This is a genomic window from Pseudomonas serbiensis, assembly GCF_030580745.1.
GTDB classification, from domain to species: domain Bacteria; phylum Pseudomonadota; class Gammaproteobacteria; order Pseudomonadales; family Pseudomonadaceae; genus Aquipseudomonas; species Aquipseudomonas serbiensis.
In genome coordinates this window covers 33745-49760 of sequence record NZ_JAUQOO010000012.1, presented here as the reverse complement: position 1 = coordinate 49760, position 16016 = coordinate 33745, and the positions used below count along the sequence as shown (strand labels likewise).

13 protein-coding genes are annotated in these 16016 nt (G+C 58.9%); 2 read left to right on the top strand and 11 right to left on the bottom strand.

Features of this window, described 5'->3' with window-relative positions:
* The first annotated feature begins 171 nt into the window (after positions 1 to 171).
* Both pnp and Q6A51_RS16300 read left to right on the top strand, forming a co-directional pair.
* Positions 172 to 2277, top strand: coding sequence for a polyribonucleotide nucleotidyltransferase (pnp, locus tag Q6A51_RS16305; protein WP_201020538.1), 2106 nt, complete (start codon positions 172 to 174; stop codon positions 2275 to 2277).
* A 291-nt stretch (positions 2278 to 2568) separates the two neighbouring features.
* Positions 2569 to 2919: a BON domain-containing protein gene (locus tag Q6A51_RS16300; protein ID WP_201020537.1), complete on the top strand. Its 351-nt coding sequence runs from the start codon at positions 2569 to 2571 to the stop codon at positions 2917 to 2919.
* A 138-nt stretch (positions 2920 to 3057) separates the two neighbouring features.
* Here the strand turns inward: Q6A51_RS16300 and Q6A51_RS16295 are convergent, their stop codons facing one another.
* The 11 genes from Q6A51_RS16295 to Q6A51_RS16245 form a co-directional block, all read right to left on the bottom strand.
* Positions 3058 to 3384, bottom strand: coding sequence for a DUF2845 domain-containing protein (locus tag Q6A51_RS16295; RefSeq protein ID WP_304575273.1), 327 nt, complete (start codon positions 3382 to 3384; stop codon positions 3058 to 3060).
* Positions 3385 to 3389: 5 nt separating this feature from the next.
* Positions 3390 to 6398 carry a DUF748 domain-containing protein gene (locus Q6A51_RS16290; RefSeq protein ID WP_458296245.1) on the bottom strand — a complete coding sequence of 1003 codons (3009 nt, stop codon included), beginning with the start codon at positions 6396 to 6398 and terminating at the stop codon, positions 3390 to 3392.
* 60 nt (positions 6399 to 6458) lie between these two features.
* Positions 6459 to 7475 carry a class I SAM-dependent rRNA methyltransferase gene (locus tag Q6A51_RS16285; protein ID WP_304575271.1) on the bottom strand — a complete coding sequence of 339 codons (1017 nt, stop codon included), beginning with the start codon at positions 7473 to 7475 and terminating at the stop codon, positions 6459 to 6461.
* 109 nt (positions 7476 to 7584) lie between these two features.
* On the bottom strand, positions 7585 to 8763 hold the full coding sequence (locus Q6A51_RS16280; protein WP_304575270.1) for an acetyl-CoA C-acetyltransferase: 1179 nt from the start codon (positions 8761 to 8763) through the stop codon (positions 7585 to 7587).
* A 114-nt stretch (positions 8764 to 8877) separates the two neighbouring features.
* A complete protein-coding gene (locus tag Q6A51_RS16275) occupies positions 8878 to 9747 on the bottom strand; it encodes an oxygenase MpaB family protein (RefSeq protein ID WP_201005497.1) in 870 nt (289 codons plus the stop codon).
* A 196-nt stretch (positions 9748 to 9943) separates the two neighbouring features.
* Complete coding sequence (gene pgi, locus Q6A51_RS16270) at positions 9944 to 11608, bottom strand: glucose-6-phosphate isomerase (RefSeq protein WP_201005496.1); 1665 nt, start codon at positions 11606 to 11608, stop codon at positions 9944 to 9946.
* A 188-nt stretch (positions 11609 to 11796) separates the two neighbouring features.
* The gene (gene panD, locus Q6A51_RS16265) at positions 11797 to 12177 is read right to left on the bottom strand and encodes an aspartate 1-decarboxylase (protein ID WP_201020532.1); all 381 of its coding nucleotides are present in this window, start codon (positions 12175 to 12177) and stop codon (positions 11797 to 11799) included.
* Positions 12178 to 12184: 7 nt separating this feature from the next.
* Positions 12185 to 13033 (bottom strand): pantoate--beta-alanine ligase, encoded by an 849-nt coding sequence (gene panC, locus Q6A51_RS16260; RefSeq protein ID WP_304575269.1) that lies wholly within the window; start codon positions 13031 to 13033, stop codon positions 12185 to 12187.
* On the bottom strand, positions 13030 to 13830 hold the full coding sequence (panB, locus tag Q6A51_RS16255; protein WP_201020530.1) for a 3-methyl-2-oxobutanoate hydroxymethyltransferase: 801 nt from the start codon (positions 13828 to 13830) through the stop codon (positions 13030 to 13032). Before panB ends, panC begins: the two co-directional genes overlap by 4 nt.
* A gap of 223 nt (positions 13831 to 14053) precedes the next feature.
* Positions 14054 to 14557, bottom strand: coding sequence for a 2-amino-4-hydroxy-6-hydroxymethyldihydropteridine diphosphokinase (gene folK / locus Q6A51_RS16250; protein WP_304575268.1), 504 nt, complete (start codon positions 14555 to 14557; stop codon positions 14054 to 14056).
* Positions 14550 to 15950, bottom strand: a complete 1401-nt coding sequence (locus Q6A51_RS16245) for a polynucleotide adenylyltransferase PcnB (protein ID WP_201020528.1) — start codon at positions 15948 to 15950, stop codon at positions 14550 to 14552. Before Q6A51_RS16245 ends, folK begins: the two co-directional genes overlap by 8 nt.
* Positions 15951 to 16016: the final 66 nt, after the last annotated feature.

Sequence of the window (16016 nt, the reverse complement as noted above, 5' to 3'; positions counted from 1 at the left end):
AACGACGTTGCGAGAGGTTGGTTGTCTGTCACGATTCATCGGTATACCGATGGTTCTGGCAGGCTTCCAGCCTCTAGTTTTATCTGGACTGCCGAAGGGTCCGATTCCCCTCGCTGCCCAAGAATTCGCAAGAAACCAGTTCCCCAAGAGCCACAGAAAAGGTAGGAAACCGTGAACCCGGTAATCAAGAAATTTCAGTTCGGTCAATCGACCGTAACCCTGGAGACTGGCCGCATCGCCCGTCAGGCTTCCGGCGCAGTATTGGTCACCGTTGACGATGACGTCAGCGTATTGGTGACAGTGGTCGGCGCCAAGAACGCCGATGCAAGCAAAGGCTTCTTCCCGCTGTCCGTGCACTATCAGGAAAAAACCTACGCTGCCGGCAAGATCCCTGGTGGTTTCTTCAAGCGTGAAGGTCGTCCTTCCGAGAAAGAAACCCTGACTTCGCGTCTGATCGACCGTCCGATTCGTCCGTTGTTTCCAGAAGGCTTCATGAACGAAGTGCAGGTTGTCTGCACCGTGGTTTCCACCAGCAAGAAAACCGATCCGGACATCGCTGCGATGATCGGTACTTCGGCTGCCCTGGCCATCTCCGGCATTCCGTTCGACGGCCCTGTCGGCGCTGCCCGTGTTGCTTTCCACGAAAGCACCGGCTACCTGCTGAACCCGACTTACGAGCAACTGCAGGCTTCGAGCCTGGACATGGTTGTAGCCGGTACTTCCGAAGCCGTTCTGATGGTTGAGTCCGAAGCCCGTGAGCTGACCGAAGACCAGATGCTGGGTGCCGTTCTGTTCGCCCACGACGAATTCCAGGTCGTGATCAATGCCGTCAAGGAGCTGGCCGCCGAAGCCGCCAAGCCTGTCTGGGACTGGCAGCCAAAGCCTGAAGCCACTGACCTGCTGGGCGCGATCCGTTCCGAGTTCGGCGACGCGATCTCCCAGGCTTACACCATCACTGTCAAAGCCGACCGCTATGCGCGTCTGGGCGAGCTGCGTGACCAGGTCGTTGCCAAGCTGGCTGTTGAAGAAGGCAGCCCGTCTGCCGGTGAAGTCAAAGCCGCTTTCGGTGAAATCGAATACCGCACAGTGCGTGAGAACATCGTCAACGGCAAGCCTCGTATCGATGGCCGTGACACCCGCACCGTTCGCCCTCTGAACATCGAAGTGGGCGTTCTGCCGAAGACTCACGGTTCTGCACTGTTCACCCGTGGCGAAACCCAGGCTCTGGTCGTCGCTACTCTGGGTACTGCGCGTGACGCACAGCTGCTGGACACCCTCGAAGGCGAGAAGAAAGACCCCTTCATGCTGCACTACAACTTCCCTCCGTTCTCGGTAGGCGAGTGTGGCCGCATGGGTGGCGCTGGTCGTCGTGAAATCGGTCACGGCCGTCTGGCTCGTCGCAGCGTTCAGGCCATGCTGCCTGAGACTGACGTGTTCCCGTACACCATCCGTGTCGTATCGGAAATCACCGAGTCCAACGGTTCCAGCTCCATGGCTTCGGTCTGCGGTGCCTCCCTGGCTCTGATGGATGCCGGTGTGCCGATGAAGGCTCCTGTTGCCGGTATCGCCATGGGTCTGGTCAAGGAAGGCGAGAAATTCGCAGTTCTGACCGACATCCTGGGTGATGAAGATCACCTGGGCGACATGGACTTCAAGGTAGCCGGTACCTCCAAAGGTGTTACCGCGCTGCAGATGGACATCAAGATCAAAGGCATCACCGAAGAAATCATGGAGATCGCCCTGGGCCAGGCCCTGGAAGCTCGCCTGAACATCCTCGGCCAGATGAACCAGATCATTGGTCAGTCGCGTACCGAACTGTCGGCCAACGCTCCGACCATGATCGCCATGAAGATCGACACCGACAAGATCCGTGACGTCATCGGTAAAGGCGGCGCGACCATCCGTGCAATCTGTGAAGAGACCAAGGCTTCGATCGACATCGAAGACGACGGCTCGATCAAGATCTTCGGCGAAACCAAGGAAGCGGCTGAAGCAGCACGTCAGCGCGTTCTGGGTATCACCGCCGAGGCGGAAATCGGCAAGATCTACGTCGGTAAGGTTGAGCGTATCGTCGACTTCGGCGCATTCGTGAACATCCTGCCTGGCAAGGACGGTCTGGTTCACATCTCCATGCTGAGCGATGCTCGCGTAGAGAAAGTGACCGATATCCTGAAAGAAGGTCAGGAAGTTGAAGTTCTGGTACTGGACGTGGACAACCGCGGCCGTATCAAGCTGTCGATCAAAGACGTAGCCGCTGCAAAAGCGTCGGGCGTTTGATAGCTCGATAGGCTTCGCCAAAGAAAGGATCCTTCGGGATCCTTTTTTTATGAGCGTAAATAACGGCTTACGCAAAGCCTCTCAAAACGCCCGACGGGAACATGCATCTTGCAAGTGAGGTTTTTGGTCGAACGGGCAATCTGCACGATCGTGCAAAATAGATAAAAATATAACTCATTGAATTTAAACGATTTTATTTCTTGTGGCAGATTGGCACACCCCTTGCGATATACCTGATAACCCTGCAGCCAACGATGTGCTGCAGTTTCTGAGAAAAACAGGAGTTATCGTATGAAGAAGTTCGCTATCGCTGCTGCCACTGCAACTGCCCTGACTCTGACCATGGCTAACGCTGCATTCGCTCAGACCAACACCCAGGCTCCAATGATGCTGGCTGCCGGTGAAGTGACTGAGGCCAAGGAAGCGACTACCGATACCTGGATCACCACCAAGGTCAAAGCTGACTTGCTGACTGAAAAAGGCATCCCAGGCTCGGACATCAAGGTTGAAACCAATAAAGGCGTGGTTTCCCTGTCCTCCACCGTCGCGGTGACTGAAGCCCAGAAGAAAACTGCTGTGGCTATCACCAAGAAAATCAAAGGCGTTCAGGCTGTTTCGGCCGATGGCCTGAAGGCTGAATAACCCTTTGAAATGAGCATCTGACGTCGAGCCGATGACCCCGCAGGTTGTCGGCTGACAGGAAGTTCATGCGAGAGGCTACAAGGATGTGGCCATTACAGGCCCCGGTGTTCGCACTGGGGCCTGTTCTATTTCTGCCGCTCAATGTCCGCGTTTGCTGTCGATCCTGACCAGACGACCACCCTCGAAGCGCAGGTATCGATACATCCCGTTATCGGGGCCGTAGACCCATTCCTCGACTCTCACTTCCTCGGACCTGCGGTAGTTGCTGCTGTAGGTTTCCTTGCTGCCCACAACTTCCTGGCTGACAGGTGTTCCGCACTTCTGCTGAACCTCGAAGATCCGGTCCCCCGTACTGATCAACTGGCTGCCGCAACGCAAGGTCGAAGCCTGTGCGCTTGTCGCCGCCAGCGCTCCAGAGAGCGCCAGCAGGATGAAGCCGGCAAGGCTGATCGGGTTTCTCTTCAAGTCGTTTACTCGCTGTCCAGATGAAGTGGGCTGATAACCCGGCCATCTGCTTGTGCCTGACCCAGGTGTGCATCGACGAAATAGATACGTTCGTCTTCCAGTTGCCCCTTCTGTACCAGATAGTCCTTGATACTGCCAGCCCGGTCCTGACCCAGTTCACGCAACAGGACCTCGTTGCCGCTCCAGAACTTGAGCACGGCGGCACGCATTCTGTTCAGGCGCTCTTCCTTGCCCAGGTCCGTCCACTCTGCCGGTGGCTGCTGCTTGAGGCGGGCGCGATAGATGCCTTCGAGCATCGGGCCTTTCTCGTCGTCAGGGACTTGCAACAAGGCGGCTCTGGCCGGGACCTTGTCGCCACGGCGCTGCATGATCTTGTAGTAAGTGAACTGGTATTCACGCTCCAGGCGCTGCTGGGCGATCAGTGGGCCGTCGCTGCTGGCCGCGCTGGTGCCTTCGATCTCCAGACGCAGGGCAGGGCGCTCCCTGAGTGCTGCTGCAAGTGTATCCAGAGCTTTTGTGGCGTCACTGCTCAACTCGCTGGAACCGGGCGCGAAACTCACATTGCCCAAATCTTCAGAGCCACCACCGCTGACCAGGCCGCCTAATAACTTGAAGGGCGCCTGGGCCGCGCGCAGCACAAGATTACGCAGGGTTTGCCAGACAATCGGCATGACGCTGAATTGCGGGTTGTTCAGGTCACCTTCGACCGGCAGCTCAAGTGCAATCCGGCCCTGAGTGTCCTTGAGCAAGGCGACCGCCAGACGAATCGGTAAGTCCACCGCGTCGGGGCTGTCGACTTTCTCGCCCAGTTGCAACTGCTCGACGAGCACCTTGTTTTCGGCCTTCAGCTTGCCCTGGGTGATCAGGTAATGCAGATCGAGATTAAGGCGGCCCTTGCGGATTCGGAACCCGGCGAACTTCCCGGAGTAGGGCGTCAGTGTGGTCAGCTCTACACGCTTGAAGCTGGTGGCGATATCGAGGCTGGCCATCGGATCGAACGGGTTGAGGCTGCCCTTGATGGTGACCGGGGCATAACGGTCCACCTTGCCCTCGACATTGACCGGTGCCGGTTTGGCCTGACGGTTATCGATGGTGCCAATACGGCCATTGAGCTGCTGCACGGCGGTGATGAAGTTGGGTGTCAGGGTAAAGTCGGCGAAGTTGGCCGAACCGTCCTTGATGTTGACCTCGCCGATATGGATGCCCAGCGGTTTTTCATTGCCAGCTGTTTTGGGCGAGTCTTTGGCAGGCTGCTTGTCGGCAGGCTGGGGAATAAGCAGGTCATCGATATTGGTGGTCCGGTCGTCATTGATCATGAAGCGTGCATAAGGCTGCTCCAGATTGACCTGGGTAATCGACAGGTTGTCGCCATGTTGATAGTTCAGGCCTTCAACCTCCAGGCGCTGCCACTTCATGAAGTCGCGCTGCTTGAGGGTGTCGAGCGTGTGCAGTTGATTGACCTGAGCCTTGCCGGTAACCCCCAGTGCCAGAGGCTCGGTGCTTTTCAGGTCGAGCGCAATATCGCTGTCCAGCATCCCGCTGCGCATTTCCAGGCGAATGAACGGGCTGATATAGGCTTGAGCGAGACGCAGGTCGATGTCCCGTGTCGTGACCTTCAGGCGTGCGCTGACCGGGCTGAGATTGACGTCGCCCGCTGCTGTCAGCTTGCCTTGCTTGCCTAGCCCGGTATCGAGTTTGAGGGTAAAGGGCGATTTGTTCAGGCTGTCGAAGTTCTGCAGGTCCAGATTCAAGGGGCCGACGTCCAGTGCAACCGCTTCTGCAGGCACTCGGTCAGCCAGATGAACCTGATAGTCGCGCAGTTGCACGTCTCGTAGCAGCACCTGCCAGGGTTTCGCCGGAGGCGCGGGGCGAGCGGCAGTCTGGGGTTGGGCATCGGCGGAAGAGGCAGGCTCGGCAGCCTTGGCATCGATTTCCGGTTTTTTCGGTGCTGGTTTTGCCGGTTGGCTGGCAAACAGCTTCTGCCAGTCCAGTTGGCCATCCGCTTCACGGGCCGCCCAGGTTTCCAGCTTGTTGCTGCGGATCTTGCCGACAGTGACAAGCTGCTTGGCCAGATCCACCGAAGTCTCGCTGACCTCCAGACGCTGCAGGCGTACCAGTGGCCTCCCGTCAGGCGCATCGAGCGAGAACGGCGCGATGCTGGCCGCTGCGTTGCTGAGCTTGAGTTCGGTTTCCTTGCTCAGGTCGAGCGTGTAGGCGGTACTGAAGTTCAGCACACCGTCTTTCAATACGAGTGGCAGGGCATCGCGAACATACGGCCACCAGAGTTTCATCTTGCTGTCGGTGACTTTGAGCGTGCCCTCGGAGGTGATCGGCACGAGGCTGATGCGCCCCACCCAGTCGATCTGGCCGCCATCGGGGCCAGCGGCGACCAGTGTCATGTCTGCGTTGTCTTCAGGGAGCGTGCTGAGGTTCTTCAGCTCCAGGTTCAGCTTGTCGTAAAGGAACTCAATGGGCTCGCCGGGGCGCATGTCCTGAAAGTGTACATAGCCGTCGGCCAGCTTTATTTCATCGATACGCAGCGGGAAGGGTTTGCTTGCGGGCTCATCCTTGGCGGGTTCACTGGGCGGCAGCTTGAACAGTTGCGCCAGATTCAACTGGCCGGCCTTGTCGAACAGCAGCTCGGTTCTCGGAGTGCTCAGCTCTACCTTTTGCAGATGCAGCGCTCCGCTCCAGAGGCTGTCGATCTGCAGGTTGGCATACAGCTTCTCGAAGGCAATCTGCTCTTTGCCTGGAATGCCGATGTTCAGGCCCCAGAGAGTCAGTTCAAGGCTGTAGGGATTGAGTTCCAGGCGTTCGAGCTTTGCCGGAACGGTGGAGTAGTTGCTCAACTGCTGGTTGGCGATACGCAGGGCAATGCCGGGCAGAATGAAAAAGCCCAGCAGGCTGTAAAGCACGAATACAGCCAGCAAAGTGCCAAGAGTACGTTTCAATCCTTTGGACATGTGGGGCTTTGTCTCTTTCTTTCGGAGCTCCTTGGAGTATGGCACGCCCATTGGGTTCAAAAGGCAAAGCCTCCCAGCGTCGTAGGAAATTTCCTTTAATACGAGGCGATATCAGAACTGCAGAATCAGCGTTTTGAGCGGAGGCTGATTGTCCTGTGAAGGGAAGTCTGCGGCAGGCTGAATGACCTGACAGTCACGTACCGGTCGGCCAGCTTTGGTTGCGCAACGCAGAACCTGCTCTCGCCAATCGTCCATGCTGACTTTTGCCAGGTTGTTGCAGCAGATCAGTACACCGTCTTCGGCTGTGCTCAGGAGTGCCGGTTTGAGCAGGCTCTGGTAGTCACGCAGGAGGTCGACCGTGCCGAAGGCGCTTTTCGCCCAGGCTGGCGGGTCGAGCAGCACCAGATCGTACTGACGTTGTTCAAGTCTTGTGTAGGCTGGAAGTTTTTGCCCGCGACGGGCACTGACCGGCAAGCCTGCCAGTTGCCGAATGGCCGGGAAATAATCCGACTGGATGAATTGCATCGGCGGCAAGTGCGGGTTGAGGGCGCCGTTTTCACGGCCCACGGCCAGATTGCTCTCGGCAAAGTCCAGATTGCAGACTTCACTCGCGCCACCGGCAGCAGCGCTCAAGCCGACGCCGCAGGTGTAGGAAAACAGGTTCAATACACTTTTGCCCTTGCTGTGCGCCTTGACCCAGCCGCGTGTATTGCGCAGGTCGAGAAACAGCAGCGGGTCCTGCCCGGTATGACGGCCGCGCACCCGATATTTCAGGCCCCACTCGTGACCGATCAGGTCCTCCAGCGCGGCCTCTTGAGGCTTGTAGACCGGGTCCTGGCGGTCGATGCGCGAGTTGCCCTGCGAGCGGTCGTTATAAACCAGCAAGGTTTCCAGGCCCAACCGGGCATTGAGCAGTGCGTGCAGCCCAAGCAACGAGTCCAGATCCAGCGTGTTATGAAAGCTTTGTACCAGCAGTTGCGGGCCATAGCGGTCGATGGTCAAGCCGCTGGCACCTTCTTGGCTGCCGTGAAACAGGCGATAGCAGTCCGTCCCTTGCTGATGTAGCTCGGCCAGCAGGTTTTGACGGTTATCGAGGGCGACGCTGAGCGCCTGATTCAAGGAAGACATGCAGAGCGCCTTGGGCTGGAATTAGGCGCGGGAGTTTACCAGTTACAGGGCGAGGAGAGATTGCCGATCGCTCCCACAGGCATGAGAGCGATCGGCCAGACACCATAAATCAGCGAGCCAGCGCCAGTGCGACACCCTGACCGCCTCCAATGCAGAGCGTGGCCAGCCCTTTTTTGGCGTCGCGCTTGATCATTTCATGCAGCAGCGTCACCAGCACGCGGCAGCCAGATGCGCCGATGGGATGACCCAGGGCGATGGCGCCGCCATTGACGTTGACCTTGTTCAGATCCAGGCCCAGTTCCTTGGCAACCGATAGCGACTGCGCGGCAAACGCTTCGTTGGCTTCGATCAGGTCCAGCTCTTCCAGCGTCCAGCCTGCCTTGTCCAGGCAGCGGCGTGTCGCGCTGACCGGGCCGATGCCCATGATGGCCGGGTCTACGCCTGCATTGGCATAGCCGGCTATGCGCGCCAGCACCGGCAACCCCAGTTGTTCGGCTTTGGCAGCGCTCATCAGCATCACGGCCGCTGCGCCATCATTGATAGACGAGGCATTGCCAGCGGTGACTGTGCCGTCTTTCTTGAAGGCGGCCTTGAGCTTGCCCAGGGATTCGGCGGTGGTGCCGGCGCGTGGCTGTTCATCGGTATCGAAGCGCAGTGGGTCGCCTTTGCGCTGCGGAATCAGGATCGGGGTGATTTCATCCACGAAACGCCCGGCTTCGATGGCCGCAACGGCGTGCTGCTGGGAAGTGGCGGCGAATTCGTCTTGTGCCTGACGGCTGATTTCGTATTTGTCGGCGAGGTTTTCGGCCGTGATTCCCATGTGGTAATCGTTGAAGGCGTCCCACAGGCCATCACTGATCATGGTGTCCACCAGAGAAGCGTGGCCCATGCGCAGACCGGTGCGTGCGCCAGGCATCACGTAATTGGCCAGGCTCATGTTCTCCTGGCCACCGGCAATGATGATCTCTGCATCACCACAACGAATCGCCTGGGTTGCCAGATGCAGGGCCTTGAGGCCGGAGCCGCAGACCTTGTTCAGGGTCATGGCAGGCACGGCAAACGGCAGCCCGGCCTTGATCGCAGCCTGACGTGCAGGGTTCTGGCCTGCACCAGCGGTCAGCACCTGGCCCATGATGACTTCACCGATCTGCCCGCCATCCACACCGGTCCGGGTCAGGAGTTGGCGAATAACCGCAGCGCCCAGTTCCACAGCGGGCACGTTGGCCAGTGAGCCCTGAAAGCTGCCCACGGCAGTCCGGGTGGCGGCAACGATAACGACGTCTTGCATGGTGCTGATCCTCATTTTTATTGGGGCTGAGCCGGGTGGCGGCTCTGTGTGATCGATCGGCTCATGTTGGCACATCTACAAACCGGGGTTCCAACCGAGAACCCGGCGGTCACCTTATCCAGGCGCCATTCTTCGCTGTGCCCGATGAATGGAGCCGTTGCGCACGGCCCAGCGCAGTATCGGGGCGCTGCCATTGACTCCAGCTCGAATCATCTTGCGCCGCAGAGGGCCTTGCTCGACATCGAGCATCTCGCAGGCCCAGAGTGGAAGCAGGTCGATCCCGGCCTGCATCATCAGGGCGCCGAACGGTTTGACCAGCCAGTTGGGGGCCGGCTCGTTGAGCAACAGGCGTATCACCTCGCGGCTGCGCTCGTCGCACAGCAGTTGCCCGCGTATGTTCTCCAGATAGCTGGCAATTTCCTGGCGTGAGCCGGGTACATCACGTGCGCCCAGGCGTTCGGCGATAAGGGCTGTTTCAGCGTAGTAGGTGTCTTGATCGGCCAGTGACAACTCAGGGTTGAGATAGCGCAGATGTGCCGCGAGAAAGCTGCTGACTTCCGCTACATGCACCCAGGTCAGCAGCTCGGGATCGCTGGCGGCGTAAGGCCGGCCATCGGGCGCGGTTCCGGTGATCTGTAGATGGATGGTGCGCACCTTTTCGATCAGCCAGTTCGCATCGTGGGTGGCGCCAAAGGTTGTGCCAGCCAGGAACTGTCCGGTGCGACGCAGCCGGCCCAGCATGTCCTGTCGGAAGTTGGAGTGATCCCAGATACCGGACAATGCCAGGGGATGAAGCGCCTGCAACATCAAGGCGCTGATGCCGCCGATCAGCATGCTGGTGAAGTCGCCATGCACGCGCCAGCAAATGGCCTGCGGGCCGAACAGACCGGGATCGCCCTTGGGATTTTCCAGATCCAGTTGGCCCAATGACAATCCGGTCAGGCTGATGACCTGAGTTTCGATACGACGACGAATGAATTCCATGTGCTCTCGTTTTGAAACAACGGGCAGCTTCTACAGAGAGTAGGAGCCTTGTCGCCTGCAAGCTGCCTCCTACAAGTTTTGTATCGGCATTACAGAGCAGGAGCGAATTCATTCGCGAGAGGCCGTCACATCCGACAGATATCTGTCGTGTTCAATACCGTCATCGCAAATGAATCTGCCCCTGTTTCGATCTCGATCAGCCGCGATGACGCCCGCGGAAGTAGTTGATCAGGCCTTGAGTCGAAGCATCTTCGGCAGGGTCTTCGATACCGCCGGTCAGGCGCTGATAAACACCTTTGCCCAGCTCTTTACCCAGCTCGACGCCCCACTGGTCGAAGGCGTTGATGCCCCAGATCACGCTCTGCACGAAGACCTTGTGTTCATACATGGCCACCAGCGCACCCAGACGGCGTGGGCTGATGCGTTCAACCACCAGCGTGTTGCTCGGGCGGTTGCCCGGAATGACCTTGTGCGGCGCAATCTGCTGCACCTGATCTTCCGGCAGGCCTTTTTCACGCAGCTCGGCTTCGGCTTCGGCGCGGGTCTTGCCCAGCATCAGTGCCTGGCTTTGCGACAGGCAGTTGGCGTACAGCCACTGGTGATGGTCGGAAACCGGGTTGAAGCTGACGATCGGCACGATGAAGTCAGCCGGAATCAGTTGGGTGCCTTGGTGCAGCAACTGGTGGTAAGCGTGCTGACCATTGCAGCCGACGCCACCCCAGATGACCGGGCCGGTATCGGTGGAAACCGGAGTACCGTCCTGGCGCACGCTCTTGCCGTTGGATTCCATGTCCAGCTGTTGCAAGTGCTTGGTGATGTTACGCAGGTAGTGGTCGTAAGGCAGGATCGCGTGGCTCTGCGAGCCCCAGAAATTGCCATACCAGACGCCCAGCAGTGCCAGCAGAACCGGCATGTTCTTTTCAAAAGGCGCGCTCTGGAAGTGCTGGTCCATGGTATAGGCACCGGACAGCAATTCCTTGAAGTTGGACATGCCGATGGCCAGCGCGATAGGCAGGCCGATGGCCGACCACAGCGAGTAACGTCCGCCAACCCAGTCCCACATCGGGAAGATGTTCTCTTCACGGATACCGAAGGCCACCGCCGCAGCGTTGTTGCTCGATACCGCGATGAAGTGGCGATACAGCTCGGCCTCGGAGCCCCCTTGAGCCAGATACCAGGCGCGTGCTGCCTGAGCGTTCTTCAGGGTTTCCAGAGTGTTGAAGGATTTCGACGACACGATAAACAGCGTGGTTTCGGCGCGAATCTTCATCGACAGTTCGTGGAATTCACTGCCGTCGATATTGGCCAGGTAATGGCAGCGCACGCCTTTGTGGGCGTACGACAAGAGTGCTTCGGAGACCAGCTCCGGGCCGAGGAACGAGCCACCGATACCGATGTTCACCACGTCGGTGATGGGTTTCTCGGTGTAGCCGCGCCAGAGGCCATCGTGAATGCGCCCGACCAGTTCGGTGATCTGGTTGAGGACTTTGTGGACTTCCGGCATCACGTTGACGCCGTTGACCAGCAACTTGTCGCCAACCGGGCGGCGCAGCGCGGTATGCAGGGCCGGACGACCTTCTGAAGAGTTGACCAGTTCGCCGTCGTACTGCGCTTTGATAGCTTCTTTCAGGCCGACTTCATTGGCCAGATTGACCAGCAAATCCTGGGTTTCGCCGGTAATCAGGTTTTTCGAGTAGTCGAGAAACAGGCCGCAACTGCTGAGGGTGAATTGGCTGAAGCGTTGCGGATCTGCATTGAACGCATCGCGCATGCTGAAATCCTGCATGGCTTGGCGGTGTTGACTCAGCGCTTGCCAGGCGGGCAGAGCGGTCACATCAGAAGGATTGCGGTAGTACGCCATCGCTGCGGGTTTCCTTTAACTTGAACTGCCTTGGAGGTTGAAAAGCCAGGTCGCAAACTCGAATGCTCGGCAACGTAACGGAGACTACCCTCCGCATGCCTGTTTGTCTGCGCTCTGTCTTACCTGAGCCCGGTACTATTTCACACATGTCAGTGACCGGGCTTTTAGCTATTCGGTGTATGGATTGCTTAAGCAACCTGTACCGGTATGGCATTACTTGTATGGCTAAGTTCATTGCCCGGCGCCATATAGAGCATGCGCGGCTTGAAATTGACCAGCTCGGCGTCGGAGTACTGAGCATAGGCGCAGATGATCACACGGTCGCCGACTTTTGCCTTGTGGGCCGCTGCGCCATTGACCGAAATCATGCGCGAACCTTCTTCGCCACGGATGGCGTAGGTGGTGAAACGCTCGCCATTGTCGATGTTGTAGATCTGGATCTGTTCGTACTCGCGAATGCCGGACAGGTCCAGCCACTCGCCATCGATGGCGCATGAGCCTTCGTAGTCGAGCACGGCGTGGGTGACTTCTGCGCGGTGCAGTTTGGCTTTGAGCATCACGGTTTGCATCTTGTTGTTATTCCTTGGTCAGGTGCAGATTGTCGATCAAGCGGGTCTTGCCCAGAAAGGCTGCAGCCAGAATGACCAGGTCCCGGTCTTGTCCGGTCGCAGGACGCAGGCTGGTGGCTTCGCGCACTTCCAGATAGTCGATACGGAAACCTTCGGCTTCCAGCGTCCTTTTGCCGATGCTGGTCAGGGCATTGATGTCTTCGTTGTTGCGAATGCCGTCGGCTACCGTACTGAGCACGCGATACAGCGCAGGCGCTTTGGCGCGTTGCTCTTCGCTCAGATAACCGTTACGCGATGACAGGGCCAGGCCATCGCTGGCGCGCACGGTCGGCTCGCCAATGATCTGGATCGGCATGTTCAGATCCCGGACCAGGGCACGAATCACAGCCAGTTGCTGGAAGTCTTTTTCGCCAAACACGGCCAGATCGGGCTGCACCATGTTGAACAGCTTGCTGACGACGGTGGCGACACCATCGAAATGGCCTGGACGGCTTGCACCGCACAGCCCTTCGGAAAGGTGCGGGACGCTGACCAGCGTCTGATCAGCCATGCCGTGCGGGTACATTTCTTCGACGCTGGGCGTGAACAGCAGGTTGCAACCTGCTTCCAGAAGTTTTTCCTGATCGGCAGCCAGAGTGCGCGGGTAACTCGCCAGGTCTTCGTTGGGGCCGAACTGCAACGGGTTGACGAAGATGGTGGCTACCACGAAGTCTGCACGCTGGGATGCACGAGTGACCAGTGCCGTATGCCCGCTGTGCAGGTTGCCCATCGTGGGCGTCAAGCCGATCCGTTTACCTTCGCTGCGGGCGCGAGCAACGGCTGCGCGCAGTTCCAGTACGGTTTTTACTGTGTTCATGCCGAGAATCCGTGTTCAGTTGCCGGGAAGCTGACGTTTTTCACTGCGATGACGTAGGCCTGGATAGCGGACTGGATATCCGGCTGGCCGACCATGAAGTTCTTGACGAATTTCGGGACGCGACCGCTGATCGACAGGCCGAGCATGTCATGCAGCACCAGCACCTGGCCGTCGGTGGAGCTGCCAGCGCCTATGCCGATGACCGGGACTTTAACGGCCTGGGTGATTTCCTCGGCCAGTTCGCTCGGTACGCATTCCAGCAGGATCATGGCCGCACCGGCCTGCTCCAGAGTAATTGCGTCAGCGCGCATCTGGCGTGCCTGGGCTTCCAGGCGGCCCTGAACCTTGTAACCGCCCAGCACGTTCACAGCCTGCGGTGTCAGGCCCATGTGGGCACATACCGGAATCCCGCGTTCGGCGAGCAGGCGTATCGATTCGGCCAGCCACGCGGCACCTTCGACCTTGACCATGTGTGCGCCAGCCTGCATGAGTGCCGCGCTGTTGCTGAAGGTCTGCTCAAGGGTGGCGTTGGCCATGAACGGCAGGTCGGCGAGAATCAGCGCGCCCTGATTGCCGCGTTTGACGCAGGCAACGTGATAAGCCATTTCGGCAGTGGTAACAGGCAAGGTGCTGTCATGCCCTTGCAGGACCATGCCCAGCGAGTCGCCAACCAGCAACACTTCGACACCTGCCTGGCTGGCGGTGTGGGCGAAGGTCGCGTCGTAGCAGGTCAGCATGGTGATTTTTTCACCTTTCTGCTTGAGTGCCAGCAGCGACGTAACAGTTATATCAGGCATTTAAAGTCTCCATCAGGCGCTATGCACACTGCGGCGATTCATCTTGGAAAAGCAGGCACACCGTCGTGTCGCGGTGTTTCGCAAAGGCCTGTTTCACGCCCGTTCACCCTTGGGTTGGCGGCGGGAGGCCTATCTTCGTGAGGAGGGGGCATGAAGTCAATTGCAGGTGTTACCCGTTTTCATCATCGGTTACAGATGCGGCGTAACGGGTGACACAACAGCGTTACGCCTGAGCGGACAAACGCTCCAGACCCGCGAATGGACAGTCGGCCAATAACTGGCTCAGGGCGCGTCCGTCTGCCAGATGCAGTCGGGGGGCGAGTTCTGCCAAAGGGTAGAGCACGAAGGGCCGGGCGTGCATGTGATAGTGCGGCACTTTCAGGCGTGGCTCGTCGATAAGTCGCTCGCCGAACAGCAGGATATCCAGGTCCAGCGTGCGTGGCCCCCAGCGTTCATGGCGTTCGCGGCCTTGATCCAGCTCGATGCCTTGCAATGCATCGAGCAGCTCAAGCGGTGCCAGTGATGTATCCAGCGCTGCTACCGCATTGGTATAGCGGGGCTGGCCGGGCAGCAGGGAGTCGCTGACGTAAAAGGACGAGACGCCTGCCAGTTGGCTCTGTGGCAGTTGCGCTATTGCATCGAGGGCATGGCGCAATTGCTCGGCCGGGTCAGCAAGATTGCTGCCCAGGCCGATATAGACACGTTCGAGGTTCGACTGCTTACTCACCCGACGCCTCGGCGTCTGAGCGCTTGCGTTTGGCGCCGCTGCTGCGACGACGCTTGCGTGGACCGGTGCCGGCCGCTTCAGGCTTGTTGCTCAGGTCACGAATCATGTCGCGGCGTTCGCTGTCGTTGCTGTCCTGATAATCGGTCCACCACTCGCCCAGGCCGTCGGTCTGCTCGCCAGCGGTTTCGCGCAGCAGCAGGAAGTCGTAACCGGCACGGAAGCGCGGGTTGTCGAGCAGCAGGTCGGCGCGCTTGCCGGAACGGCGCGGCAGACGTTCCTGCATGTCCCAGATCTCGCGGATCGGCATGGTGAAACGCTTGGGGATCGCGATGCGCTGGCATTGCTCGATGATCAACTCGTGGGCGGCTTCCTGCATGGCAGCAATCGGCGGCATGCCGCGCTCTTGCAGGCGCAGTACCTTGGCTGGCAGTGCCGGCCAGAGCAGGGCAGCGAACAGGAATGCCGGAGTGACCGGCTTGTTCTGCTTGATGCGCAGGTCGGTGTTGATCAATGCCTGGCTGATCAGGGTGTGGGTGTAGGTCGGGTTGTATTCCAGGGCCTTGGAGCTGGCCGGGAACAGTGGCTCGAACAGCTCCAGGTCCACCAGCATTTCAAAGGTGGGCTCGGCGTGGCCGGACAGGAACAGCTTGAGCACTTCTTCGAACAGACGGGCCGACGGGATATCACGCAGCATCGGGGCCAGCGGGCGAATCGGCAGGGTGCTGTGTTTTTCGATGCCGAAATCCAGCTTGGCCGCGAAGCGCACGGCCCGCAGCATGCGTACCGGGTCTTCCTTGTAGCGTTGCTCCGGGTCGCCAATCAGGCGGATCAGGCGGTTGCGAATATCGTGTACGCCGTTGGCGTAATCGAGAACCCGCTCGCTGACCGGATCGTAATACAGCGCGTTGATTGTGAAGTCACGGCGCTGGGCGTCTTCTTCCAGCGTGCCATAGACGTTGTCACGCAGGATGCGGCCGCTTTCATTGCGCGAGGACTGGTTGCTGTCCTCTTCGTCCTCATCCTGAGGATGATTGGCACGAAAGGTCGCGACTTCGATGATTTCCCGGCCAAAATGGATATGGACCAGCTTGAAGCGGCGGCCGATGATCCGGGCGTTACGGAATTCTGCACGTACCTGCTCGGGAGTGGCGCTGGTCGCCACGTCGAAGTCCTTTGGCTCGATATTGAGCATCAGGTCGCGTACACAACCGCCGACCAGATAGGCCTGGTAGCCAGCGTTTTGCAGGCGTTCGACGATATTGACGGCATGACGGCTGAACTGGCTGCGTTGCAGCGAGTGCTGGCTGCTATTGAGCACTTCAGGCGTGGTGCGCGTGTGTTGCTGCGGTTTACGCAGTGGGGAACGGAATGACTGGAACAGCTTCTTCAGCATGGGATGCACTGTTTGAAGGAATATTCGGCCAAAATGAAGAATGGCCGCACGATGGGCGGGGATTCT

Coding starts and splice junctions, on each gene's coding strand:
- panD (WP_201020532.1), bottom strand. CDS start 12,177: ATGCAAACCGTGATGCTCAAAGCCAAACTGCACCGCGCAGAAGTCACC.
- Q6A51_RS16300 (WP_201020537.1), top strand. CDS start 2,569: ATGAAGAAGTTCGCTATCGCTGCTGCCACTGCAACTGCCCTGACTCTG.
- pgi (WP_201005496.1), bottom strand. CDS start 11,608: ATGGCGTACTACCGCAATCCTTCTGATGTGACCGCTCTGCCCGCCTGG.
- Q6A51_RS16285 (WP_304575271.1), bottom strand. CDS start 7,475: ATGTCTTCCTTGAATCAGGCGCTCAGCGTCGCCCTCGATAACCGTCAA.
- Q6A51_RS16290 (WP_458296245.1), bottom strand. CDS start 6,398: ATGGGCGTGCCATACTCCAAGGAGCTCCGAAAGAAAGAGACAAAGCCC.
- Q6A51_RS16280 (WP_304575270.1), bottom strand. CDS start 8,763: ATGCAAGACGTCGTTATCGTTGCCGCCACCCGGACTGCCGTGGGCAGC.
- panB (WP_201020530.1), bottom strand. CDS start 13,830: ATGCCTGATATAACTGTTACGTCGCTGCTGGCACTCAAGCAGAAAGGT.
- Q6A51_RS16245 (WP_201020528.1), bottom strand. CDS start 15,950: ATGCTGAAGAAGCTGTTCCAGTCATTCCGTTCCCCACTGCGTAAACCG.
- panC (WP_304575269.1), bottom strand. CDS start 13,033: ATGAACACAGTAAAAACCGTACTGGAACTGCGCGCAGCCGTTGCTCGC.
- Q6A51_RS16275 (WP_201005497.1), bottom strand. CDS start 9,747: ATGGAATTCATTCGTCGTCGTATCGAAACTCAGGTCATCAGCCTGACC.